This window comes from Nostoc sp., assembly GCF_036917315.1.
Classification (GTDB): Bacteria; Cyanobacteriota; Cyanobacteriia; order Cyanobacteriales; family Nostocaceae; genus Nostoc.
The window spans coordinates 26714-46836 of the sequence record NZ_JBALDR010000059.1 but is presented as its reverse complement, the minus strand read 5'-3'; the positions used below and the strand labels follow the sequence as shown (position 1 = coordinate 46836).

The following is a 20123-nucleotide window of genomic DNA, read 5'->3' as shown; positions in this document are numbered from 1 at the left end:
CAACTTTGAAAAGTGCTGAGTGCTGAGTAATTCACTCTAAGCCAAGGCACTCACTACTCAGCACTGAGTAAGGTAAATAAGTTCGTAGTAAGGACTTTAGTCCTTGGCTTGAGGGCTAAAGCCCTCACTACGAACTTCGCAATTGCACCAAATCGCAAAAATAGGGACGTACCTCTGTACGCCCCTACATATCTATCTGTATTCAGGTATTTCGTCGTGAAATGAGATTAACTCAGGAAATTTGGTGTACCACTATTACCACTCCTACCAACAGCAGGAATTTCCACTGTGTCATCTGTAGCTTTACCAGTGCCGTCATTGACAACGTAATTAGTGTTACCCACATGTCCATTAGGGATAAACAATTGTGGATGGTCAAAGGGCGCTTTATCAAACCGAACTCGGTCATCAGTCAGTCCTTTTAAAAAGGCAACCAATTCCTGTTTTTCTACTGGTGAAAGATTTAGCGGCGGAAGTACCCCATAATCACCACCACGATTGTAAAAATCAATCACTTGCTCTAGAGTTCCCTGACCTCCATTGTGAAAGTAGGGAGCAGTTAGTTCTACATTGCGAAGTCCAGGTGCTTTGAAAGCTCCGTTTGCAAACACAGGTTCACTGGAATTCAACGGTGGAGTAAGGGTTGGGGGGTTTTCGCCCAAGAGATCCTTAAATTTACCCAACTGAGCCAATCGTGCTTCTGAAAGCGGATTACGTTGACCGTTACTTTGCAAACCGTCATAACCACCCAAACCGGGGTCGTCTGTGGGCGGTCTAACACCGATATTGAAGAAACCAGTGTCTTCAGGGGAGTTTGGAGGGAACGGCGCACGTTTGATTCGTCCCTCTTTAGCCACGTTGATGACTGAAGCCGCTGTTAATTCTACTCCAGTGTGGCAACCAATACACAGTCCTTTGCCTTCAAACAGTCCTTTCCCTCGTTGCTGCTGCGCGGTTAGGGCGCTGGTGTTTCCTTCCAAGTAGCGATCGTAGGGCGTATCATAGGAAATGAGTGTAGATTCGTACAACTGAACTGCCAGCCCAAAGAATAGCGAGAAGTTGTACTCTAGCAATGTGTACTCATTAGTCGTCAAAGAGCGATCGGGCCTTTTGACAATAGTCCGTTTACCCTCAGAGTCAACTTGGATAAGTCGATTAGAATTCCACCACTCCGGCTTGAAAGCCTCTTGAATCATCTGCTCGTATGTTCTATCTTTAAGTCCAGGTTTAGGCGATCTACTATCTTTACCTAAAACGCTGTCTTGTGGATGCACAATCTGTTTACCTAGCGGTCTTAGAGGTAATAACTTTTTCGCAAGTTTTCGGGGGAGCTTTTTACCCTTACCAACGCTGAGAGGTGTTATGTCAATTCGCCCGAACTTATTACCCCCGAACTTATCACCAATTTCTTGAAAAGTGCGACCATCTGCGGATGACTCAAAGGAACTGAGTGGCGGCCCGACAGCTTGAGATGCCAAAGACGAGTTCTTGAGGCTGACTTTCACAAATTCTACCCTAATTGGGTTTATAGCCTTGACGACAGCGGCGTTAGGATCTCTTAAACCGAAGGGATTCACCCCATTAAAGATGTCTTGTGCCCTGCCATCCCAAAAGTTGCGGAAGTTGAATGCGGCATTTATCACAGTTGGCGTGTTACGCGGCTCAACGCGCCGCACATTTATACCTCCTACGTTAAACACCGGATCTGGCTCGGTTGTAACTTTGTCTTCTGCATTCCCAGGTGTGACATCCACAAACTTCGTATTGAAAATCCCCTGAGAAGAACTGACATCGTTACGGTCAGATACAACAGTCGTAGGATCGTTTGGGTTTGACAGCTTGTGGAAGGGAAAATCTCCTGGTTTGAGCTGATAGTTTGGTAGTCCGCCGACATTGAAAACTGAATCTGGATTCTCTGTACCATCGGCATTGACCCGCAAAAGCCCAGGAGCAATCTGATTTTTGGATCTATTGTCAGCTCCAGCATGGAAATGACAACTAGCACAGGAGGTCTTTCCATCGCTCCCAACCTGCATATCCCAAAAAAGAGTCTTTCCTAATTTGATTGCAGCCGTTTTGTCTTTTACGAAGTCTCCAAGATTGTCAGGTTCTGGAACCGATACACTCTTGAGCGAAATTGGGGATGGGCCTGTAACCCCTGCTGATACAGTATTTCCAGCTATTACTGCTACCAGAATAATGGCAGCAATTGTTATAGTCCTTGAAAATCTCGATCTCAAGTAGTTAGACTTGCCATATCTGAATCTCCACTCTTGCCGCTTTATTTTTGTCACCAAAGATTTGAGCAAAAATCGACCTCTTGAGGTCAGCAGTAAGTAACTAGATAAGGCAGTCGTAAAGATTACTAAGCTGATTATGGGTATAATCCCCATAGTTGTATTATAAAGTAACACCGAGATAAAGTATACATTTCCGAGGAAGTTTGAAAATTAATATTCATGTAAAATGAACACGCAAATTACGAATTTTACATGAACACAAAAAAACACCCTTTTCGGGCTGCGAATTATAAATTGAGTTGGATAAATTGATTATTTTATATTGAATTTGCATTAGCTAAACTATTAATATATTTTTTCGATAAGAGTTTGATAAAATGTTTAAATATTTAATTAGATATAACTTACTTATCAGTTTTACTTTTTGGATATTTTAATGTTACTACATCAAAGTTCTGGTCGGTGGCGCTTAGGGCTAGCGTTATCGCTATTGACAGTGTTTTTGTGGGGAATTTTACCTATTGCTCTTGCAGTAACTCTACAAGTACTTGATGTCTATACCATAATTTGGTTTCGTTTTTTAGTATCATTTATATTGCTTGCTGTGTATTTAGGGATACGCGGCAAATTACCAAAATTAGAACAACTGCGTTCTGCTTCTGGAAAATTATTAGCGATCGCGACAATATTTTTAGGGATTAATTACTTTTCATTTATCCAAGGTTTAGCATTAACATCACCTGCTAACGCTGAAGTTCTCATTCAATTATCTAGCCTTTTATTAGGTTTTGGAGGGTTAGTAATTTTTAAAGAACGTTATCGCCTGTCCCAATGGATTGGCGTTAGTGTGATGATTTGTGGTTATGTTTTATTTTTTCGCGAACAACTAACGAATTTAATTACAGCACATGGCACATATATACTAGGCAGTGTTTTAATTGCGCTAGGAGCAACAGCTTGGGCTATTTATGCTTTGGCACAAAAGCAGTTATTACAATCTTTATCTTCCACCAGCATCATGTTGGTCATTTATGGAGGCTGTGCTTTATTATTCACTCCTCTAGCCAAAATTAAATCACTTTTTATACTTGATACTTTTCATTTAGGAATGTTGATTTTTTGTGCCTTGAATACCTTAATCGCTTACGGTGCTTTTTCTGAATCATTACAACATTGGGAAGCATCACGAGTAAGTGCAGTAATAGCTTTAGCTCCCATTGTGACATTAATAGCAGTCGCAGTTGTATCAGTTATTGCACCTGCTTGGACACCACCAGAACACTTCACCCTCATAGCAATATTTGGAGCGACTTTAGTAGTTACAGGTTCAGTGGCGATCGCACTTGGTAAAAGCTGATTAATCGCCATATTTTTCCGGATTTTTACTGGATTTTTCAGCTAGTGAATTTGTGCAATATTCAAAGCTACAACATAAATACTGAGGCAGACTATTTTTTATTTGTTATGATTTAATAGTGAAGGCAAACTACTGAAGTCAGTCGGATACTTTACCCATCTGCGTGACTTTGTAGGATTTGATTGTTGACTTTATAGCCGAAATATCCTTGCAAAAGAATTCAAAAATCAGAATTTAGGAGTCAGAATAAATTACTAGGGCATTGGGAATCACTACTTTATTTGACTGCTAAATCTAAGATTGAGTGGAAATTTTAAACCCATTTATACCCATTATTTTCAGCCAGCTACATTCGCAAGTCATACATAATTCATCGTGAATTATAACTCCTGACTCCTAAATTCTGTTTTGATAAAATTGAGGCTAATAACTTTAAAGAAACTAAGCAGGGCGCCCGAATAACTACCAAAGCCAACACCCGATAAAACCAGACCACCGAAATAGTTGAGCGATGAATAGTTTGTTTGGTAATTGGGCCAGCACCCTCAGAAAAAATTCTTTATTGCTGGTTCTTTCAATGGTGCTGCCAACATTTGGAATTAGTAATTCTGTTTTGGCAGCAGAGCGGATTTATGCATCTTATTCAGCTTTGGAGCTTTCAATTTCAGTCACAACTTTAGAGAACTACGCCAAAACAGGTGTAATTAACGAAGACTTAGCAGCCTATCAGCGATATCTGCCTTTAGAACAGCTTCAAGAATTGCGGCGGATTTTGCTTAATCGTGTGAAAGTTAGTCCAGTAGTAGTTTCGCAACTTCTCTACACACCGCAAGGAGAATTTTTACTGCATCGATTGGCGCAAGTGATTATAAATAAATCTTCTCAACCAGAACCAGGATTTGGTGCTTTGCGTTCGGCGCTAATTTCAGCTTCTGGGGAATCGGGAGGTTTGACACTTTTGAATGTGTTGCGTAAATATCCCACCAGCAGCATTCGCCTTGATGTCGCCGAGACTTTGGAAATAGCTACGGAATTGGAGAAACTTGTTAACCAAACCCATCAGGCGATCGCAGCTGTTTCCGAAAAGTCTAAAATAGAAGCTGAGAGCATTTCTCAACCAAATTTCTCGCAATTGCCCGATTTAAAGGTTCCGGGAAAATTTAAGTCGCAAAAATACATCCTGAAGTTTTTCGACTCAACCCGCAATCGGCTTTTATTGACTGATGTTTACATTCCCAATGTCCAGAAGACTGCACCGATAATTGTCATTTCTCACGGCTTGGGTTTAGACAGCAGTAACTTTCAATATTTAGCCACTCATCTAGCTTCTTACGGATTTGCCGTCGTTGTTCCCAATCACCCTGGTAGTGATGCGAAACAATTGCGTTCTCTGCTAAATGGACGCGCCATTGAAGTAGCAGAACCAAGCGAATTTCAAGACCGACCTTTGGATGTAACATATATACTGAATCAATTGCAAAAAGATAATCAATCTGATTCACGGTTTAAAGGTCGCCTAAATCTGCAACAAGTCGGAGTATTTGGTCAATCTTTGGGAGGCTACACAGCCTTAGCCCTGGCAGGCGCTAAAATTAACTTCGAGCAGCTAAAACAAGACTGTCAACCAGCAGCACTCCAAAATACCTGGAATATGTCTTTACTGCTCCAGTGTCGCGCTTTAGAATTGAGCATTAGCAAGTCTGGCAAAGATTATAACCTGCGGGATGAGAGAGTAAAAGCTGCGATCGCAGTTAATCCCATTACTAGTTCGATTTTCGGCAAAGCTGGTTTAAGTCAAATTAAAACTCCAGTGATGATTGTCAGCAGCAGTGATGATACAGTTGCACCAGCTTTATCCGAGCAAATTTTACCTTTCTCCTGGTTAGCGAATTCTCAAAAGTATCTCGTCATGCTTGTTGGTGGCACCCATTTTTCTACTATTGGCAATGCAAACCCTGCAAATCAACAAGTAGCATTACCTGCCGATATGATTGGTGATGCTTCTCAAGCGCGTCGTTACATGAATGTTTTGAGTTTATCTTTCTTCCAAACATACATTGCAGACAAGCCGCAATACACACCATATCTGAACGCTGCTTACACTCAAAGTATTTCTAGTAAGTCTCTTGGTTTGAGTCTCGTCAAGTCATTGAATACAACCGAATTGGTACAATTGCTGGATATTAAAGGAGCCAAACTCGTAAAAAAAAAGTTCCCAACACCATAGTCAGCTTCGGATTTTGGATGTTGGATATTGGTGTTGCATTGCTGCATGTAATGATTTTTATTTGATTTGTACAGACGTAATTAATTACGTCTGTAAAATTTATTTGCGTCTTTATAAAATCAGAAGTTCAATTTTTGCTACGGAAGCCTTGCCATGTTATTAGACCATCCTCTAATTATTTGCACTTACCTGAGTTAGTGTAAAAACCGTAACCAGCACAGATATATACGATCGCATTCATACTTCAGGACATATACTTTAAAGAAATATGACATTTAATTACGCTATTTTAAAAACTAGCTTTACATAAGTTCAGTTATGAGCCAGCCGGAATATACTACAGCCCAAGCTACTGCCCTGACTAACCACGATCGCAAACCTATTCACATACCTGGCTCCATTCAACCTCATGGTATTCTCATAGCACTCAGTACTCAGCTAGAGATACTACAAGTTAGCAACAATACCCAAGTGTATTTGTGCAAAACTCCAGAAGATTTGCTCGGTCAACCTTTGAGCTATTTACTTGAACCTCAGCCAGTGGAAATTGTCAAGCAGTGCTTAGTAAAAAAGGTTGGCAGCGCTAATGCGTTTAAAGTGTTAATAAATACTTTGTATGGGGAAATATACTTTGATGCTATTGCTCATCGTACAGAAGAAGCTGTAATTCTGGAGCTAGAACCAACTGACTCGGAATTTGAGGTGAGTTTCTTAAACTTTCATAGTTTTGCGACTGAAGCGATCGCTAAAATGCAAAGGACATCGAATCTGGGAGAATTTTTGCATTTAGTGGCTGAAGAAGTCCAAAAAATCATCGGTTTCGATCGGGTGATGGTCTATCAATTTGACGAGTCACAAGCGGGTTCTGTTGTTGCAGAAGTTAAACGGGAAGATTTATCACCTTATTTAGGACTCCACTATCCCGCTACAGATATTCCAGCGCAAGCTAGGGAGTTATACACGCGCTGCTTTCTCCGATTTCTTCCCGATTTGACTGCCGAACCTGTCAAACTAGTTCCAACGGAAAATCCGACAACACATCAGGATCTTGACTTAAGCTATTGTCTGCTACGGAGTTTTGATTGGTGTTGTACTGAATATCATCAAAATATGGGAGTGAAGGCTCTTTTGGTGATTTCAATTATTCAAGAGCAGAAGCTTTGGGGATTAATATCCTGTCACCATCAAACACCAAAGTATATTTCTTACGAAGTCCGTAAGATGTGCGAATTTTTGGGACAAATTGCATCTTCAGAATTAGCGCACAAAATTAGTCACTCGGAATGGGATTATAAAGTAAAACTCAAATCGCTACAGTCTGAGTTTCTAGAATCTATTTCCCAAGCAGACAATTTTATCGATGCCCTAATCAAACCGGAAATCCGCTTGCTCGATCTTGTTAGTGCTTCAGGAGCGGCGGTTTGTCTGGATAATGAAATTACCCTTGTGGGAGCAACACCGAATATTGATGAAGTTCGGGCACTCATTGAATGGGCAGATACCCAAGTTAGTGACAACCTGTTTTCTACTGATTCTCTGCCGAAGGTTTACCAAGAGGCGCTGATATTTAAAGATACTGCTAGTGGCTTGTTGCTACTGCGGATTTCTAAAGTCCGGCGCTATTACATCCTTTGGTTTCGCCCGGAAGTTATCCAAACGGTACACTGGGCAGGAAATCCACAGGAATCCATGCAAGCACAGGCAGACGGTAGCTATACCCTGTCTCCCCGAAAATCCTTTGAACAATGGCAAGAAACGGTTAGATTAACTTCTCTACCTTGGAAACCTTGCGAACTTGACAGTGCGATCGCTTTGAATAATGCGATCGTTGGTATTGTACTCTCGAAAGCGGATGAATTAGCTAAAATCAACCTGGAGTTAGAGCGCAGCAACCAAGAACTAGCATCCTTTGCCTACGCCGCTTCCCATGACCTCAAGGAACCTTTGCGGGGCATTTATAACTTCTCGACAGTGCTGTTAGAAGACTATGCCCAAGTATTAGATGATGACGGCATTGAGTGCTTGCAAACAGTAGTGGCCTTGTCTGTACGCATGGAAACTCTGATTAATGCTCTCTTGCGGCTCTCGCAGTTAGGACAAGCCCAACTGCGCCTGCAAGCAACTGACCTCAACGAATTGCTCAACCAAGTAATTGATGTTTTTCGTGCTAGTCGCCAAGACTCTGGGCTTGTGGATATTCGCATTCCTCGGCCTTTACCAACAGTTTTGTGCGATCGAGTGCTGGTTAATGAAGTCTTCAGCAATCTGCTTGGTAATGCGTTCAAATATAACGATAAGGCGGAGCAATGGGTTGAGATTGGCTACTTTTCTCAAGGAGAGGCAGAGGGGCAGGGGAGCAGGGGAGCAGGGGAGCAGGGGAGCAGGGGAGTAGGGGAGCAAAGGAGCAGGGGAGAAGTTACAGTAGTTTCCCCTCTGCCCCTCTGCCCCTCCGCCCCTCTGCCTCTTGTACCCAATGCCCAATGCCCAATATTTTATATCCGAGATAACGGTATTGGAATTCCACAGCATCACCTAGAAATTATCTTTAGATTATTTAAGCGGCTCCATTCCCAGGAAAAATACGGTGGAGGAGCCGGTGCTGGACTAGCTATTGTTAAGAAGATTGTTGAGCTTCATAACGGTAAAATTTGGGTGAAATCTACTGTAGGCGTTGGCTCAATTTTTTATTTTACGCTGGAATAGTTTAAGATAATGACTAAATATATATTTTTGTTAAGCTCTTTTAAGATCGCGAATGACAAAAAAACTTCATGAACCGCTGCTCGTTGTTGAGGACAGCAATGAAGATTTTCGGATGCTGCAACGTCTGATGCGACGTATGTCAGTCCAGAATCCTATACACCGTTGTACTAATGGGGATGAGGTTTTAGAGTTTCTCTATCAACTGGGGAACGATGCCTACGCTAAAGGCGAAGACCTACCTAACTCAAAAGTAGCATTACGACCCTCTGTAATCTTGCTCGATCTCAATTTGCCAGGTATTGATGGGCGTGACATTTTAGATCGGCTCAAGCAAGACAAGAGTTTCAAGGGAATTCCCATCGTTGTTTTTACCACATCATCTAACCCCAAGGATATTGAATTGTGCTACCAAAAGGGCGCAAATGGATATCTGGTAAAACCGATGGATGCTCAGGAACTAAAAAAGACGATCCAGGCATTTGTAGACTACTGGCTTGAAGCCAATACGCCGCCTGTGTTGGATTAATTTATTTATTTTTTGTCGATCTAACAGTAGGGGAAAAACGATAATAAAGGAGACGGCTCAAAGGACACACAGACATTATCCTCTTTGAGTCACTGTGTCTATGTTGTCTCGTTAGATTCCTTTTGCCGATTTTCCTGTTTTTGACTATTTAGTGTTTCTTTAGGATTACTAAAGAATTTAAATTTTATTTACACTTATTTTATATTATTTTTAGAATTATGCAAGAAAACACAATCTGGATAAAAGGGATCTAGTATGATGGCTCCCCGATCCTCATAAGCTTATGTTGGACACATGGACGCTACTTATCATCGATGATTGTGCGGCAGATCGGAAAATCTATCGTCGATATCTTTTGAAAGATCCGCACCAGTCCTACCAGATTTTGGAGGCAGACTGTGCAGAAGAAGGACTTGCTTTGTGCCAAAAAGTACGCTGCGATGTCATTTTGCTGGATTTTTGCCTACCTGATATGAGCGGGTTAGAACTTTTCGATCGCATCCAGCAGGAGATATTTAAGACTTCTGTCCCCGTGATTATGTTGACAGGGCGCGGTGATGAAGAAATAGCTGTACAGGTAATGAAACGGGGTGCTTTGGATTACTTAGTCAAGCACAATCTTACACAGGATGTGCTGCAACTAGCAGTCCGCAACGCCATTAAGCAGTCGTGCTTGCAAGCTCAACTGCTCAAAACTCAGGAGAGACAACGCCTAATTGCCACAACTGCTTTACGAATTCGCCAGTCTCTTAATCTAGAGCAAATTTTGAATACGGCTGTAGCCGAAGTTCAGCAACTTCTGAAGTGCGATCGCGTGATAGTCTATCAGTTTGCCCCAGATACAGATGGTAAAATAGTCGCCTCATCAGTTGAGTCATACCGCACTGTATTGTGCGATCGCGTCAGGGCTGGGATTGGGGAGCAGGGGAGCAGCACTTCGGCTACGCTCAGTGACCGGGGAGCAGAGGAGCAGAGGAGCAGGGAGGAAGTTGCAGTAGGTTTTTCTCCTGTGCCCCTCCCCCCTTGTGCCCCTCTACCTCTTGTGCCCAATTCCCAATCCGCAATCCCTTATATATATGAGCTTGGCTTGTGTAATTGTGTCAGCTTAAAAGAGCAATTTAATACTAAGGCAAATCTGGTAGTTCCGATTAATCTGAGCAACAATGGGAACCCAACCCCCAAGCTTTGGGGTTTATTGATTGCTCACCATAATTCTGGGGAGCGACACTGGCAAACTGATGATGCAGAAATGCTCAATGAAGTTTCAGTGCAATTAGCGATCGCTATTCAACAAGCGGAATTGTTAGCCCAAACTCAAGCAGCTCTTGCCAAAGAAAAGCAACTCAATGTATTTAAATCCCAAATAATTACAACGGTTTCCCATGAGTATCGAACGCCGCTAACTTCAATTCTGGCTGCGGCATCAACTTTGGTAAAACATAGCCAGCAACTAGATGAGTCCAAACAACACAGGTTTTTGGGAATCATTGAACAGAAAGCCAGATATATGTCCAAACTCGTGGATAATATGCTTCTGGTTAACCAATTGGAACTGGAAAAACCCAAGTTTCAACCAATCTCAGTCGATTTACTACAATTTTTTTCTGACCTTTTAGAACAAGAGCGAGAAACAGTAGGCGATCGCCACGAATTGATTTTTAAAATTACTGGTAATAATCATGGATTTTGGGGCGATCGCGGGCTTTTGCAGCAAATTTTTATTAACTTAATATCCAATGCGATTAAGTACTCTCCAGATGGAGGTAGTGTAGAATTCCACCTGATTGGCAAAGAATCAGAAGAAATTTTTTACATTAAAGACTGTGGAATTGGTATCCCGATGGCAGATCGGGAAAATTTGTTTCAATCCTTCAGTCGTGGAAGTAACGTTGATACAATTCCTGGTACAGGCTTAGGGCTAGCGATCGCTAAAGCTTGTGTCGAGTTACATAGTGGCAATATTACTTTGTCGAGTGAAGTGGGGCAAGGAACTAAAGTTACAGTTAGCTTACCGAAGATATGTCCAACTGGTCAACTATCCCCATCATCCACTTGATTTAGATAATTTTAAAAAGCATAGTGTAATTATTGCTCTTGAATTTCTATCTTGCTAATCAACCATTCTTTGATTGTTTTCCCACAAGGCTCAGAACTTTGGCAATCACTGACGTTCTCTAGAGAATAAGACATTTTTACTTTTTTGTTGACGTATTTCTCTGGTTCGCAAACCTCAAAGACTGCACCGACACCTTCATATACTTTGCCATTTTCATCGACAACAGTAACGTAGCATTTTAAGTCTCCGTTTTGCATGTCTTTGATAGTACCAGAAATTGGATTATCGTTTTTAATTTCCTTGGATTGATTGTTTTTAGGAGATGTTTTTTCAGTTGATGCTGACTTAATAGTTTTTTTGCTATTATCTAGTTTTACTTGATTTACAGAAATAGATTCAGAATTCACTTGCGTAGCTGTTGCAGTATTTTCTGGATTAACTTTATTCTGTTGAGAAGCACTATTGCCTGAGTTGCTACAACTCACAATCAACATAGAGCAAAAAAACAATGTAGTAGTGAAGATTGATTTTTTCATTTTATTTATGTTAGTAAAAACTATTGATAGTTGTTTGGCTAAAAGCGCTATAGGTAAAATCTTGGATTGACAATAAAAACTTTTATGAAGTTTTCTAGGATATTTCTTGAGTATTACAGTTTTATATCTTGAAAGTTATAAATGACATCGTGATATTTGCGGAAAATACTCGATGTTATCTGCACTTTTTGGATATTATTCGGTAAAGTGCTTAGAGAATGTCTTGATACTGATAAAATAATGCTTAAATAAACTTTGATTGCTAAATATTAATGCTGGGAGCATTAAATAAGTATTTAATAGAGTTTAGAAGCTGTTAGTATTGATTTTGTGTTATTTCAAGGTTTTCTCAACTTAAACAAACCATTTGACTGGACTTCCCACGACTGCGTAGCGCGGGTGCGAAAATTGTTGCGCCTCAAACGTGTAGGACATGCGGGAACCTTAGATCCAGCAGCAACAGGCGTTTTACCGATCGCACTTGGTAAAGCCACAAGATTATTGCAATATCTGCCAGAAAACAAAGCTTATAAGGCTACGATTCGTCTGGGCGTGCAGACTACAACCGATGATTTAGAAGGTGAAATTATTAGTTCTCAAGCTTGTGCTGGATTGAGTTTGGCAGAAGTGAAAACTGCACTGGCACAATTTGAAGGCAAGATTGAGCAAATCCCACCGAATTATAGTGCAATTCAAGTGGATGGGAAACGTCTCTACGACTTAGCCCGCCAAGGGAAAATGGTGGAAGTTCCAGTGCGGACAGTGGAAATTTTTCAGATAGAAATTTTGGATTGGAGAGAAGGAGATTTTCCTGAATTGGATGTGGCGATCGCCTGTGGATCTGGTACATATATTAGAGCGATCGCTCGTGACTTAGGTGCAATCTTAGAAACTGGTGGCACTCTGGCGGCTTTGATCCGTACCCAAAGCAGTGGTTTCGATTTAACAGATAGTCTCACTTTCACCGACTTAGAAACTAAATTGCAAGGCGGGACATTTCAACCTCTTGCCCCTGATGCCGCCTTACAACATTTGTCGTCTGTGACTTTACCAGCAACATTTGCTCAAAAATGGTGTCAAGGTCAGCGAGTTTCTCTAAATTCTGATGTTACTGGGATAGTGCGAGTTTATCAAGAAGAGACTCGCTTTTTAGGTGTTGGACAATTACAAGATGAAGTGTTAAGTCCTCAAATGGTTTTTGAACCGATTTCTTAAAACTTACCTCATTTTTCGATCCCTGAGCAGCCACAAATACAGCAGATTTTAAGTTGTTGACATCCTCACCGACCTAAAGGCGCGGGGAAGAAGGAGTAAGGAGTAATAAGTAATAAGTAATGAGTAAATACCCATTTTTCATCCACTCATTACTCCTTACTCATTACTCATTACTCCTTACTCATTACTCCTTACTCATTACTCATTACTTTAAAGCATTGCGTGAAGCACGGGGCTTTAGACCCAATTCTTTGGTAAGGTACACCAGCTAAATCTCTTACCCAGGTATAAAGTGTGTTTTACAGCAGAATTCTGGATTCTGCTGTAAGATTCCCGATCACTTGCTATTTTTCTTAATGGGATTGAGCGATCGCTCAAAGTGACTAAACGCTTGGGAAGAAAGCAGCGTCAGGAATAAATAAACTAAGGCGACAGTGGCGTAAATCTCAAATGAACGATAGTTGTCAGCTACAATCAGCTGTCCTTTGCGGAACAACTCTTCAAACCCGATGATAGCGACTAAGCTCGTGTCTTTGAGCAAGCTAATGAACTCATTGCCCAGAGGTGGCAACATCTGCCGCAGGGCTTGAGGAAAGATTACATAGCGCATCGTTTGCACCGAGCTTAAACCCAGTGATTGAGAGGCTTCTGCTTGCCCAGGCTCAATTGATTGAATGCCTGCCCGGACAACTTCAGCAATGTAGGCAGCACTATTGAGACTCAATGCAATTACCGCTGCTGCTAAACGATTTAAAGTGAAGGTGAAACCAAAAGTTTGGGCTAAAGCAGGCAACCCAAAGTAAATCATAAAAATCTGCACCAGCAACGGCGTTCCCCGGAAAAAGTCTACATACGCCCTAGCAATCCAGGGTAAAGGCGGAGTAGGCAAAAGGCGAAGAATTCCAATCAGTGTACCCCCGATCGTACCCAGCAAGATTGAGATTGCTGTGAGTTCAAGTGTAACTAAAGCCCCACTTAACAAGGTGGGTAGGGACTTAAAGATAATGCTTAGTGAGGTAAATAGTTGGGATACGCCTGTTTCGGTAGCCTGGTTTTCGATGGGTGATTTTTCTGGTAGTTGTGGCGGTTGGATACCAAACCATTTTTGGTAGATTTTGGCGTAAATACCATTTTTCAGTACCGTTTCTAGACCTTGGTTAATCGCTTGCAAGTTGGGCGATCCTTTAGGTGTAGGAATGCCATAAAATTCTTCTGTTAGCAGACTGCTGACCACTTTGAGTCCGTTAAGGTTGCCGCTCTTTATGCCATATAAGATTACAACCCGATCGTTAAGAACGGCATCGACATTACCATTGATTAATGCTTGAAGGGTTAAAGGTGAATCATTAAAAGTGCGAATTTCAGATCCAGGAATACTTTTAGCTTTCTGTGCGCCAGTTGTCCCAATTTGCACGCCAATGGTTTTATTTTTAAGATTATCGAAATTGATAATGCTTTGATTATCTGTGCGGGTGACGATCGCTAGCCCTGATTTGAAGTAAGGACGCGAGAAAGAAATTGTCTTCGCCCGTTCGGCAGTAATCGTCATTGCTGCAACTGCGGCATCTACAGTTTGCGCTTGCAATGCTGGAATCATCCCAGCAAAAGGCATATTTTGATACTTAACTTTCAAGCCAGCTGATTGGGCGATCGCATTCATCAAATCGATGTCAAAGCCTTGCAACTCACCACTGACAGATTGAAACTCGAAAGGCGGAAATGTAGGTTCTGTAGCAACCGTAAGTGTGTTACCACCAGTAGAACTATCTGTAATACAACCTGAAAGTAAAAGTAGACAGCTTAAGCTTAAACCAAAAACTAGCTGACGTAACCAAAGAACAACAGTTAATTTCGTCATATTCTTTAGACTTCTCCAAAAATACCTAAGCTAAGACTATGACTGGTTTTCCAAAATCAAAAATCAAGTCAACCATAATTGCTGCAATATATAGTAAAATCTTCTATAACAATGGACACTTTGTTGCAGTAAATAGTTGTCCGTAAATACTTCTGTAGATGGGTTGACAAATAATGCTTGCAACTTCAATAAATCAAGTCAAAAGTATCATCCCATCCATATTGAAAATTAACTTAATAAATCAGATTAAAAATGCTTGTAAATACATTTGATCGTAACAGCGTCTTTGAGGAAGATTATCTTTACTTTTATGAAACGTTGTTGACACCAGAACGTACTCAACACGAAGTTGACCTCATTTGCCGATTGCTAGATTTACAATCAGGGATGAATATTTTAGACTTAGCTTGTGGTCATGGACGGATTGCTAATCAGCTAGCGGCTCGTGGCTATGATGTGACTGGACTTGATGCAACAGCTTTCTTCTTAGAAAAAGCAAAACAAGATGCGGCTAGCAAGGGTATTAAGATAGAGTACCTTCAAGGCGATATGCGTTCTCTACCCTTTAGCGATCGCTTTAACTACATAATCAACTGCTTCACAGCCTTCGGTTATTTCGATGACGATGAAAATAGATCGGTCTTAACCGAAGCGTATCGCGCTCTAAAAGTAGGTGGCAAATTACTAATTGATATTTATAATTTTAGCCGCGTCTTGCAAGAATTTACGCCTGAGTTAGTTACTGAGCGTGAGGGGAATTATATGCTTGCACGCACGCGCTACGATGCGCTTACCAATCGTACCTATACCGAGCGGATTATCATTCGTGATGGACAAGTGCGGCGCGGTCAATATTTTGTTCGCAATTTTACCTTTCCCGAAATCCGCGATTGGCTCCTGCAAACAGGCTTCAGCGAAGTAGAGGGCTATGGTTATGATGGTGAATCGTTCGCGCTTGATAGCCGCCGAATGATTGTGGTAGCAAGTAAATAGACATCTTGCAAAAGTAACTTTTGCATAAGTGGGGTGCGAGTCGAATGGCACTAAGTTAAGCTGAAGGGTAAGCGGCGTAAGGATGGCAGAGGGGCAGGGGTGCTCTTATGCAGAGGGGAATTTCTAAATATCCGAACGCAATGCCTAAAATTTCTTCTTTCCCCCCTGCTCCTTTGCTCCGGTTGTTGAGCGTAGTCGAAACACTGCACCCTTGTTGCCTCAACGATTTTCCCTTTTCTTAGTGCCATTCGGGTGCGAGTCGTTAAACCAAATAACTCGTATTAGGTACGATCGCAAAGAAGGCGTACTCATACCAAGCAGTCCAGATGAAACTGCGAATCCATCGCTGACGCTTGTCGGGACTCAATTCATATTCAAACGCCCCACGAGATACATCAATGGAAGATAGATGAGAGTTGCAACCGCAGCCATGCTGATAAGTAAAACCATATTTAGAAGCAATACTTTGCACCTTCATTTGAATAGCAAATACCTTACCTGCATGGAGTATGGCATCCCAAGCACGTTTATGCTCAATATCGCGCTGGTCGAATCGCAAAGCACGTTCTTCAAAAACATGATCGCGGTAAATTGGGGCTAAATGCACGTGATAAAAGCTAGCAGGTAGTTCATAACCAAATTCATTGAATAAATCTATGCCGATGCGAGCCACTTTTATTTCATCAGCGTAATCGATTCCTTTGGACTCCACATCACGGAGAATTTCTGCAAAGTTCGGATAGCTGTGTTTGAGAAAGTCTTGTCCAAAAAACTCTAAGGTTTCCCATGCCAGTTGTGCAAATAACTGAGAAAATGACGGTATTAGGTGAGCTAGTTGGGGGCGATCGCTAAATAAGTCAACATCACCACGTTCTAATTTATACAAAAACAACTGCGCCATTTCAACATAGCTTTGGGGTTGGGAAAGTCCGACACTCGTGGTTCCTCTAGCAATGTCTTGCCATATAGAAGGTAGTTGAGAAACATGAACCGCATTTTCTCCAGCAATGACTGCAACAGGAGGACATTCGAGAAGTTGCATCGACAATCTCCTTTAATACTTTAATGTGTAATTTACCTTAAGCGATCGCTAAATCTATCTTCTGAACACAATAAAAAATGTTTGACAGACTGTCTTTTGACAACGAGCGCAATTTTATTCATAAATTTTTGGAGAATTAGGCATTAGCTTATGGGGCATTCTTTATTTTAGGATAATTCATAATTCAATTCCCTACTCAAAGAATTCTCTTCATCCACCTGCTATTTTCCTATATATTTTCTCACCCTTGATTAACTCTTCATAGTGCTGCTCATAAGAGGTGAACCGGATAGATTCTTGTCTTCCTAAACCTAAGATACCAAAGGTGCAAAGGCTATTATAAAAAAGTTCGTGTACGCGTTTTTGAAGTACCTGATTAAAATATATGAGGACATTACGACAAAGAATCACATTAAACTCATTAAAAGAACTATCAGTTGCTAAATTATGCTGGGCAAAAACAACATTTTCTCTTAAGGATGAGCGGAAAATGGCATTGTCATAAGCTGCTGTATAATATTCTGAGAAAGATTTTTTGCCGCCTGCTTTCAGATAAAGGTGAGTATATTCCTGCATCATTTTCAGCGAGAAAATCCCACTTTTGGCATTTTGTAATACCTTCTCGTTCGTATCAGTGGCATATATGCGGCAACGGTGATAAAGTCCTTCTTCTTGCAATAAAATTGCCATTGAATAGACTTCTTCACCAGTTGAACATCCAGCGTGCCAGATGCGAATAAATGGATAGGTTTGTAAGAAGGGAATAACCTGATTTCTGAAGGTGTTATAAAAGCTGGGATCGCGAAACATTGATGTTACATTCACCGTCAGAGCAAGCAAAAATCTTTCTAAATAGGGACGATTGTGGAGTAAACGCTCTTGCAATGCAGAAATATTTGCTACACCTTCTAATTGCATGAAGCCCTGAATACGGCGCTTGAGTGATGAAAGAGCATAATTGCGAAAGTCATAACCGTAGTACTGATACACACCCTCCAAGAGCAAGTGTATTTCTATATCCTCCAAGAGCGGTTTTGGCAGAGACATAATATTCATAATTCATCATTCATAGGTTTCAGGTTAACCAAGTGGCTTTTACGACTAAAACAGCGATCGCAATTATTGAAATTCCAGCTAGCCATCTTACCTGAGAGCGCAGATTTTTAATCTCTTGGCTCAGATTTTCTGTCTGTGGTATGGAATATGGTTCCAGTTGTACAACTTCAATAGCTACTTGTTCGGGTGTCTTTTGGGGATTTTCAAAAGAGACTTGCGTGTGTAGCCAATTAGTAATCAGTTGGGGACAGTTCTTTTTAAACCAATTTAAAGCTAAGGTTTTAAAAACTGGTTTAGACATTCGGGCAATTAATTTCATCACCCTGTTTAAAGGTTTCAGGCGAAGCTTTTGATTAATCAAATTGACTGAACCAACATCATAAAGACAATCCAGAATTAATTTGACAGTGGCTTCTTCACTGTTAATCAAGTTTTGCAGTAAAAGCAGAACATCACGCATACGCTCTGCTTCCATATACTTTTCTGCCAAGTTTTCTGGAGGACTTACTGAAGGATTTACAGTTGGATTTAGGGTGTTTTGTCTTACTATCGTCATATTGGTAACATAGCAGCCATAATAATGTCAGTACACCTATCTATCGAGAGAAAGATTTTTTATCTAGAGAGAGAATCTAAAAGCCAAAATTTATTCGTGAGAGACATAACTATAGCGTGTCTGTAAAAAAGCTATTTCTCTAGTATTTATAAATCTTTTATCTACTTTTGGGTAAATATAATTTTTATTTAGATGCTAACACCTCAATTTGTAAAATCACCCGTTCTAATTCGTCAATTATTACAGTGGTTTCAGTCTTTTTAAAAGCCTCTACAAGCGCCCGATAATACCAAAGAGTACCTTCTTTACGCCCATGAAAACGTTCCCAAAGTGATTCGCCCAAAATGCGATAATCTTTGAGAATAGACTGGGCATTGTAAAGTTTATCCGCTGATGACACCAGCAGAACTGATGGAGAAGCAGTAGCAATATGAGCAATGTATGCCTCCTTGCGCTGTCGCCAAGGGGGTTTTGGAGTTGTATCAGCGTCAGTACAACCATCTACAATTGCCGTTACATTGTCACCAAAGCGACGACGAATTTCTTCTCGTGTTGCAGCGCCACCTTGATCTTCGATCGCATCGTGTAAGAGGGCTGCGATCGCTTCATCTTCATTTGCCCCGTATTCTAAAGCAATACTGGCGACACCTAATAAGTGGGAAACATAAGGGACGCCAGAACCTTTACGAACTTGGTTAGCGTGTAGTTGGGTGGCGTAGGTAAGGGCTGCGGTAAAACGTTCTGAGAGCATTGTATAAAAAAGTTCCAGCAGTCAGAATAACTCAACCGAAATATTGGGTTTGTGTCAATTTTATAACAAATCGCTCCAAGTGCAGAGGTAATAAAGGATAAAAAGGGTACAAAGGGAAAATTGAAATTTGAAATTTGAAATTAGATAGACAACATTTAAATCTATATTCCATCGCCAGATAGATAAAACTCTGCTGTTAGTTTATTAAATTTACTCAAGGATGTGCTTTAAACTAGGAGTTAATTTAGATAATGCCAGACAATCCTGGATTGGGAGAGCAAGCGCTCAATAAAGCGGCAGAAATAGGATTATCTAGTCAATTAGATGAAGTAGAAAATTTAGATGTAGACATCAAGACAGACCCGCTGAAACTGGTTCAGGGAGAGGTGGATGAAGTCACGATTGAAGGTGAAGGTTTAGTTATGCAAAAAGACCTCCGTATGGAGGAATTGGAAATGCAAATGACTAATGTTGCCATTAATCCTCTAAGTGTGGCTTTTGGTAAAATCGAACTAACTAAACCGACTGAAGCTAATGCACAGGTTGTGTTAACCGAAGCTGATATCAATCGTGCTTTCAACTCCGAATATGTGCGATCGCAACTGCAAAGTCAAAAAATACATATTAACGGACAACTGAGGACTATTGAACCTCAAAATGTAGATTTTCAATTACCGGGTGATGAAAAAGTAGCACTAAATGCCAGCATAAAATTAGTAGAAACTGGTGAAAATCAACAAGTTGCTTTTTCGGCAGTCCCCAGAATTAGCAGTAATGGAAAAAGTGTTGCTTTGGAAAATGTCGAGTATGGCGAAAGTGAGGAAATATCGCCAGAGTTGACAAAAGCTTTGATAGATCAAACTAGCGAAATTTTGAATCTAAGTAACTTTGATTTAGATGGCATGAGTCTGCAAGTCAACCAACTAAAAGTAGAAGTAGGCAAACTAATCCTACAGGCTGAAGCTTATGTGGAAAAAATTCCTTCAGCTTAAAAATGTAACGTTCAT

At 40.9% G+C, this 20123-nt stretch carries 15 protein-coding genes; 8 read left to right on the top strand and 7 right to left on the bottom strand.

Annotation, left to right across the window (positions count from 1 at the left end):
* Window positions 1-227: 227 nt before the first annotated feature.
* Window positions 228-2393 (bottom strand): cytochrome-c peroxidase, encoded by a 2166-nt coding sequence (locus V7K84_RS27895; protein WP_334842942.1) that lies wholly within the window; start codon window positions 2391-2393, stop codon window positions 228-230.
* 283 nt (window positions 2394-2676) lie between these two features.
* On the opposite strand from V7K84_RS27895, the gene V7K84_RS27890 reads away from it, so the two are divergent.
* The 5 genes from V7K84_RS27890 to V7K84_RS27870 all read left to right on the top strand — a co-directional run bounded on the left by V7K84_RS27890 (window position 2677) and on the right by V7K84_RS27870 (window position 11109).
* On the top strand, window positions 2677-3597 hold the full coding sequence (locus V7K84_RS27890) for a DMT family transporter (RefSeq protein WP_334842939.1): 921 nt from the start codon (window positions 2677-2679) through the stop codon (window positions 3595-3597).
* Window positions 3598-4108: 511 nt separating this feature from the next.
* Window positions 4109-5824, top strand: coding sequence for an alpha/beta hydrolase (locus V7K84_RS27885; protein ID WP_334842936.1), 1716 nt, complete (start codon window positions 4109-4111; stop codon window positions 5822-5824).
* Window positions 5825-6142: 318 nt separating this feature from the next.
* The gene (locus tag V7K84_RS27880) at window positions 6143-8527 is read left to right on the top strand and encodes an ATP-binding protein (protein WP_334842934.1); all 2385 of its coding nucleotides are present in this window, start codon (window positions 6143-6145) and stop codon (window positions 8525-8527) included.
* A gap of 52 nt (window positions 8528-8579) precedes the next feature.
* On the top strand, window positions 8580-9053 hold the full coding sequence (locus tag V7K84_RS27875; RefSeq protein WP_334842932.1) for a response regulator: 474 nt from the start codon (window positions 8580-8582) through the stop codon (window positions 9051-9053).
* 283 nt (window positions 9054-9336) lie between these two features.
* Window positions 9337-11109: a hybrid sensor histidine kinase/response regulator gene (locus V7K84_RS27870; RefSeq protein WP_334842930.1), complete on the top strand. Its 1773-nt coding sequence runs from the start codon at window positions 9337-9339 to the stop codon at window positions 11107-11109.
* 29 nt (window positions 11110-11138) lie between these two features.
* On the opposite strand, the gene V7K84_RS27865 is transcribed toward V7K84_RS27870, so the two are convergent.
* Window positions 11139-11645: a hypothetical protein gene (locus tag V7K84_RS27865; protein ID WP_334842928.1), complete on the bottom strand. Its 507-nt coding sequence runs from the start codon at window positions 11643-11645 to the stop codon at window positions 11139-11141.
* A 330-nt stretch (window positions 11646-11975) separates the two neighbouring features.
* On the opposite strand from V7K84_RS27865, the gene truB reads away from it, so the two are divergent.
* Window positions 11976-12860, top strand: coding sequence for a tRNA pseudouridine(55) synthase TruB (truB, locus tag V7K84_RS27860; protein ID WP_334842926.1), 885 nt, complete (start codon window positions 11976-11978; stop codon window positions 12858-12860).
* Between the two features lie 337 nt (window positions 12861-13197).
* Here the strand turns inward: truB and V7K84_RS27855 are convergent, their stop codons facing one another.
* A complete protein-coding gene (locus V7K84_RS27855; RefSeq protein WP_334842923.1) occupies window positions 13198-14718 on the bottom strand; it encodes an ABC transporter permease subunit in 1521 nt (506 codons plus the stop codon).
* Between the two features lie 252 nt (window positions 14719-14970).
* Here V7K84_RS27855 and V7K84_RS27850 point away from each other — a divergent pair, with 252 nt between their 5' ends.
* A complete protein-coding gene (locus tag V7K84_RS27850; protein ID WP_334842921.1) occupies window positions 14971-15711 on the top strand; it encodes a class I SAM-dependent methyltransferase in 741 nt (246 codons plus the stop codon).
* A 262-nt stretch (window positions 15712-15973) separates the two neighbouring features.
* On the opposite strand, the gene V7K84_RS27845 is transcribed toward V7K84_RS27850, so the two are convergent.
* From V7K84_RS27845 to V7K84_RS27830, 4 genes are all read right to left on the bottom strand, one after another.
* Window positions 15974-16753, bottom strand: a complete 780-nt coding sequence (locus V7K84_RS27845; RefSeq protein ID WP_094349255.1) for a hypothetical protein — start codon at window positions 16751-16753, stop codon at window positions 15974-15976.
* A gap of 210 nt (window positions 16754-16963) precedes the next feature.
* The gene (locus tag V7K84_RS27840) at window positions 16964-17800 is read right to left on the bottom strand and encodes a CheR family methyltransferase (protein ID WP_334843039.1); all 837 of its coding nucleotides are present in this window, start codon (window positions 17798-17800) and stop codon (window positions 16964-16966) included.
* A 28-nt stretch (window positions 17801-17828) separates the two neighbouring features.
* The gene (locus tag V7K84_RS27835; protein ID WP_334842918.1) at window positions 17829-18365 is read right to left on the bottom strand and encodes a hypothetical protein; all 537 of its coding nucleotides are present in this window, start codon (window positions 18363-18365) and stop codon (window positions 17829-17831) included.
* Window positions 18366-18549: 184 nt separating this feature from the next.
* On the bottom strand, window positions 18550-19116 hold the full coding sequence (locus V7K84_RS27830; RefSeq protein ID WP_334842915.1) for an HD domain-containing protein: 567 nt from the start codon (window positions 19114-19116) through the stop codon (window positions 18550-18552).
* Between the two features lie 251 nt (window positions 19117-19367).
* On the opposite strand from V7K84_RS27830, the gene V7K84_RS27825 reads away from it, so the two are divergent.
* Window positions 19368-20108: an LmeA family phospholipid-binding protein gene (locus tag V7K84_RS27825; protein WP_334842912.1), complete on the top strand. Its 741-nt coding sequence runs from the start codon at window positions 19368-19370 to the stop codon at window positions 20106-20108.
* Window positions 20109-20123: the final 15 nt, after the last annotated feature.

What these genes read in the sequence shown, in the direction of transcription:
- V7K84_RS27855 (WP_334842923.1), bottom strand. Translation starts at nt 14,718, where the DNA reads ATGACGAAATTAACTGTTGTTCTTTGGTTACGTCAGCTAGTTTTTGGT.
- V7K84_RS27845 (WP_094349255.1), bottom strand. Translation starts at nt 16,753, where the DNA reads ATGCAACTTCTCGAATGTCCTCCTGTTGCAGTCATTGCTGGAGAAAAT.
- V7K84_RS27885 (WP_334842936.1), top strand. Translation starts at nt 4,109, where the DNA reads ATGAATAGTTTGTTTGGTAATTGGGCCAGCACCCTCAGAAAAAATTCT.
- V7K84_RS27825 (WP_334842912.1), top strand. Translation starts at nt 19,368, where the DNA reads ATGCCAGACAATCCTGGATTGGGAGAGCAAGCGCTCAATAAAGCGGCA.
- V7K84_RS27895 (WP_334842942.1), bottom strand. Translation starts at nt 2,393, where the DNA reads ATGGGGATTATACCCATAATCAGCTTAGTAATCTTTACGACTGCCTTA.
- V7K84_RS27835 (WP_334842918.1), bottom strand. Translation starts at nt 18,365, where the DNA reads ATGACGATAGTAAGACAAAACACCCTAAATCCAACTGTAAATCCTTCA.
- V7K84_RS27875 (WP_334842932.1), top strand. Translation starts at nt 8,580, where the DNA reads ATGACAAAAAAACTTCATGAACCGCTGCTCGTTGTTGAGGACAGCAAT.
- V7K84_RS27840 (WP_334843039.1), bottom strand. Translation starts at nt 17,800, where the DNA reads ATGTCTCTGCCAAAACCGCTCTTGGAGGATATAGAAATACACTTGCTC.
- V7K84_RS27880 (WP_334842934.1), top strand. Translation starts at nt 6,143, where the DNA reads ATGAGCCAGCCGGAATATACTACAGCCCAAGCTACTGCCCTGACTAAC.
- V7K84_RS27865 (WP_334842928.1), bottom strand. Translation starts at nt 11,645, where the DNA reads ATGAAAAAATCAATCTTCACTACTACATTGTTTTTTTGCTCTATGTTG.
- V7K84_RS27850 (WP_334842921.1), top strand. Translation starts at nt 14,971, where the DNA reads ATGCTTGTAAATACATTTGATCGTAACAGCGTCTTTGAGGAAGATTAT.
- V7K84_RS27890 (WP_334842939.1), top strand. Translation starts at nt 2,677, where the DNA reads ATGTTACTACATCAAAGTTCTGGTCGGTGGCGCTTAGGGCTAGCGTTA.
- V7K84_RS27830 (WP_334842915.1), bottom strand. Translation starts at nt 19,116, where the DNA reads ATGCTCTCAGAACGTTTTACCGCAGCCCTTACCTACGCCACCCAACTA.
- V7K84_RS27870 (WP_334842930.1), top strand. Translation starts at nt 9,337, where the DNA reads ATGTTGGACACATGGACGCTACTTATCATCGATGATTGTGCGGCAGAT.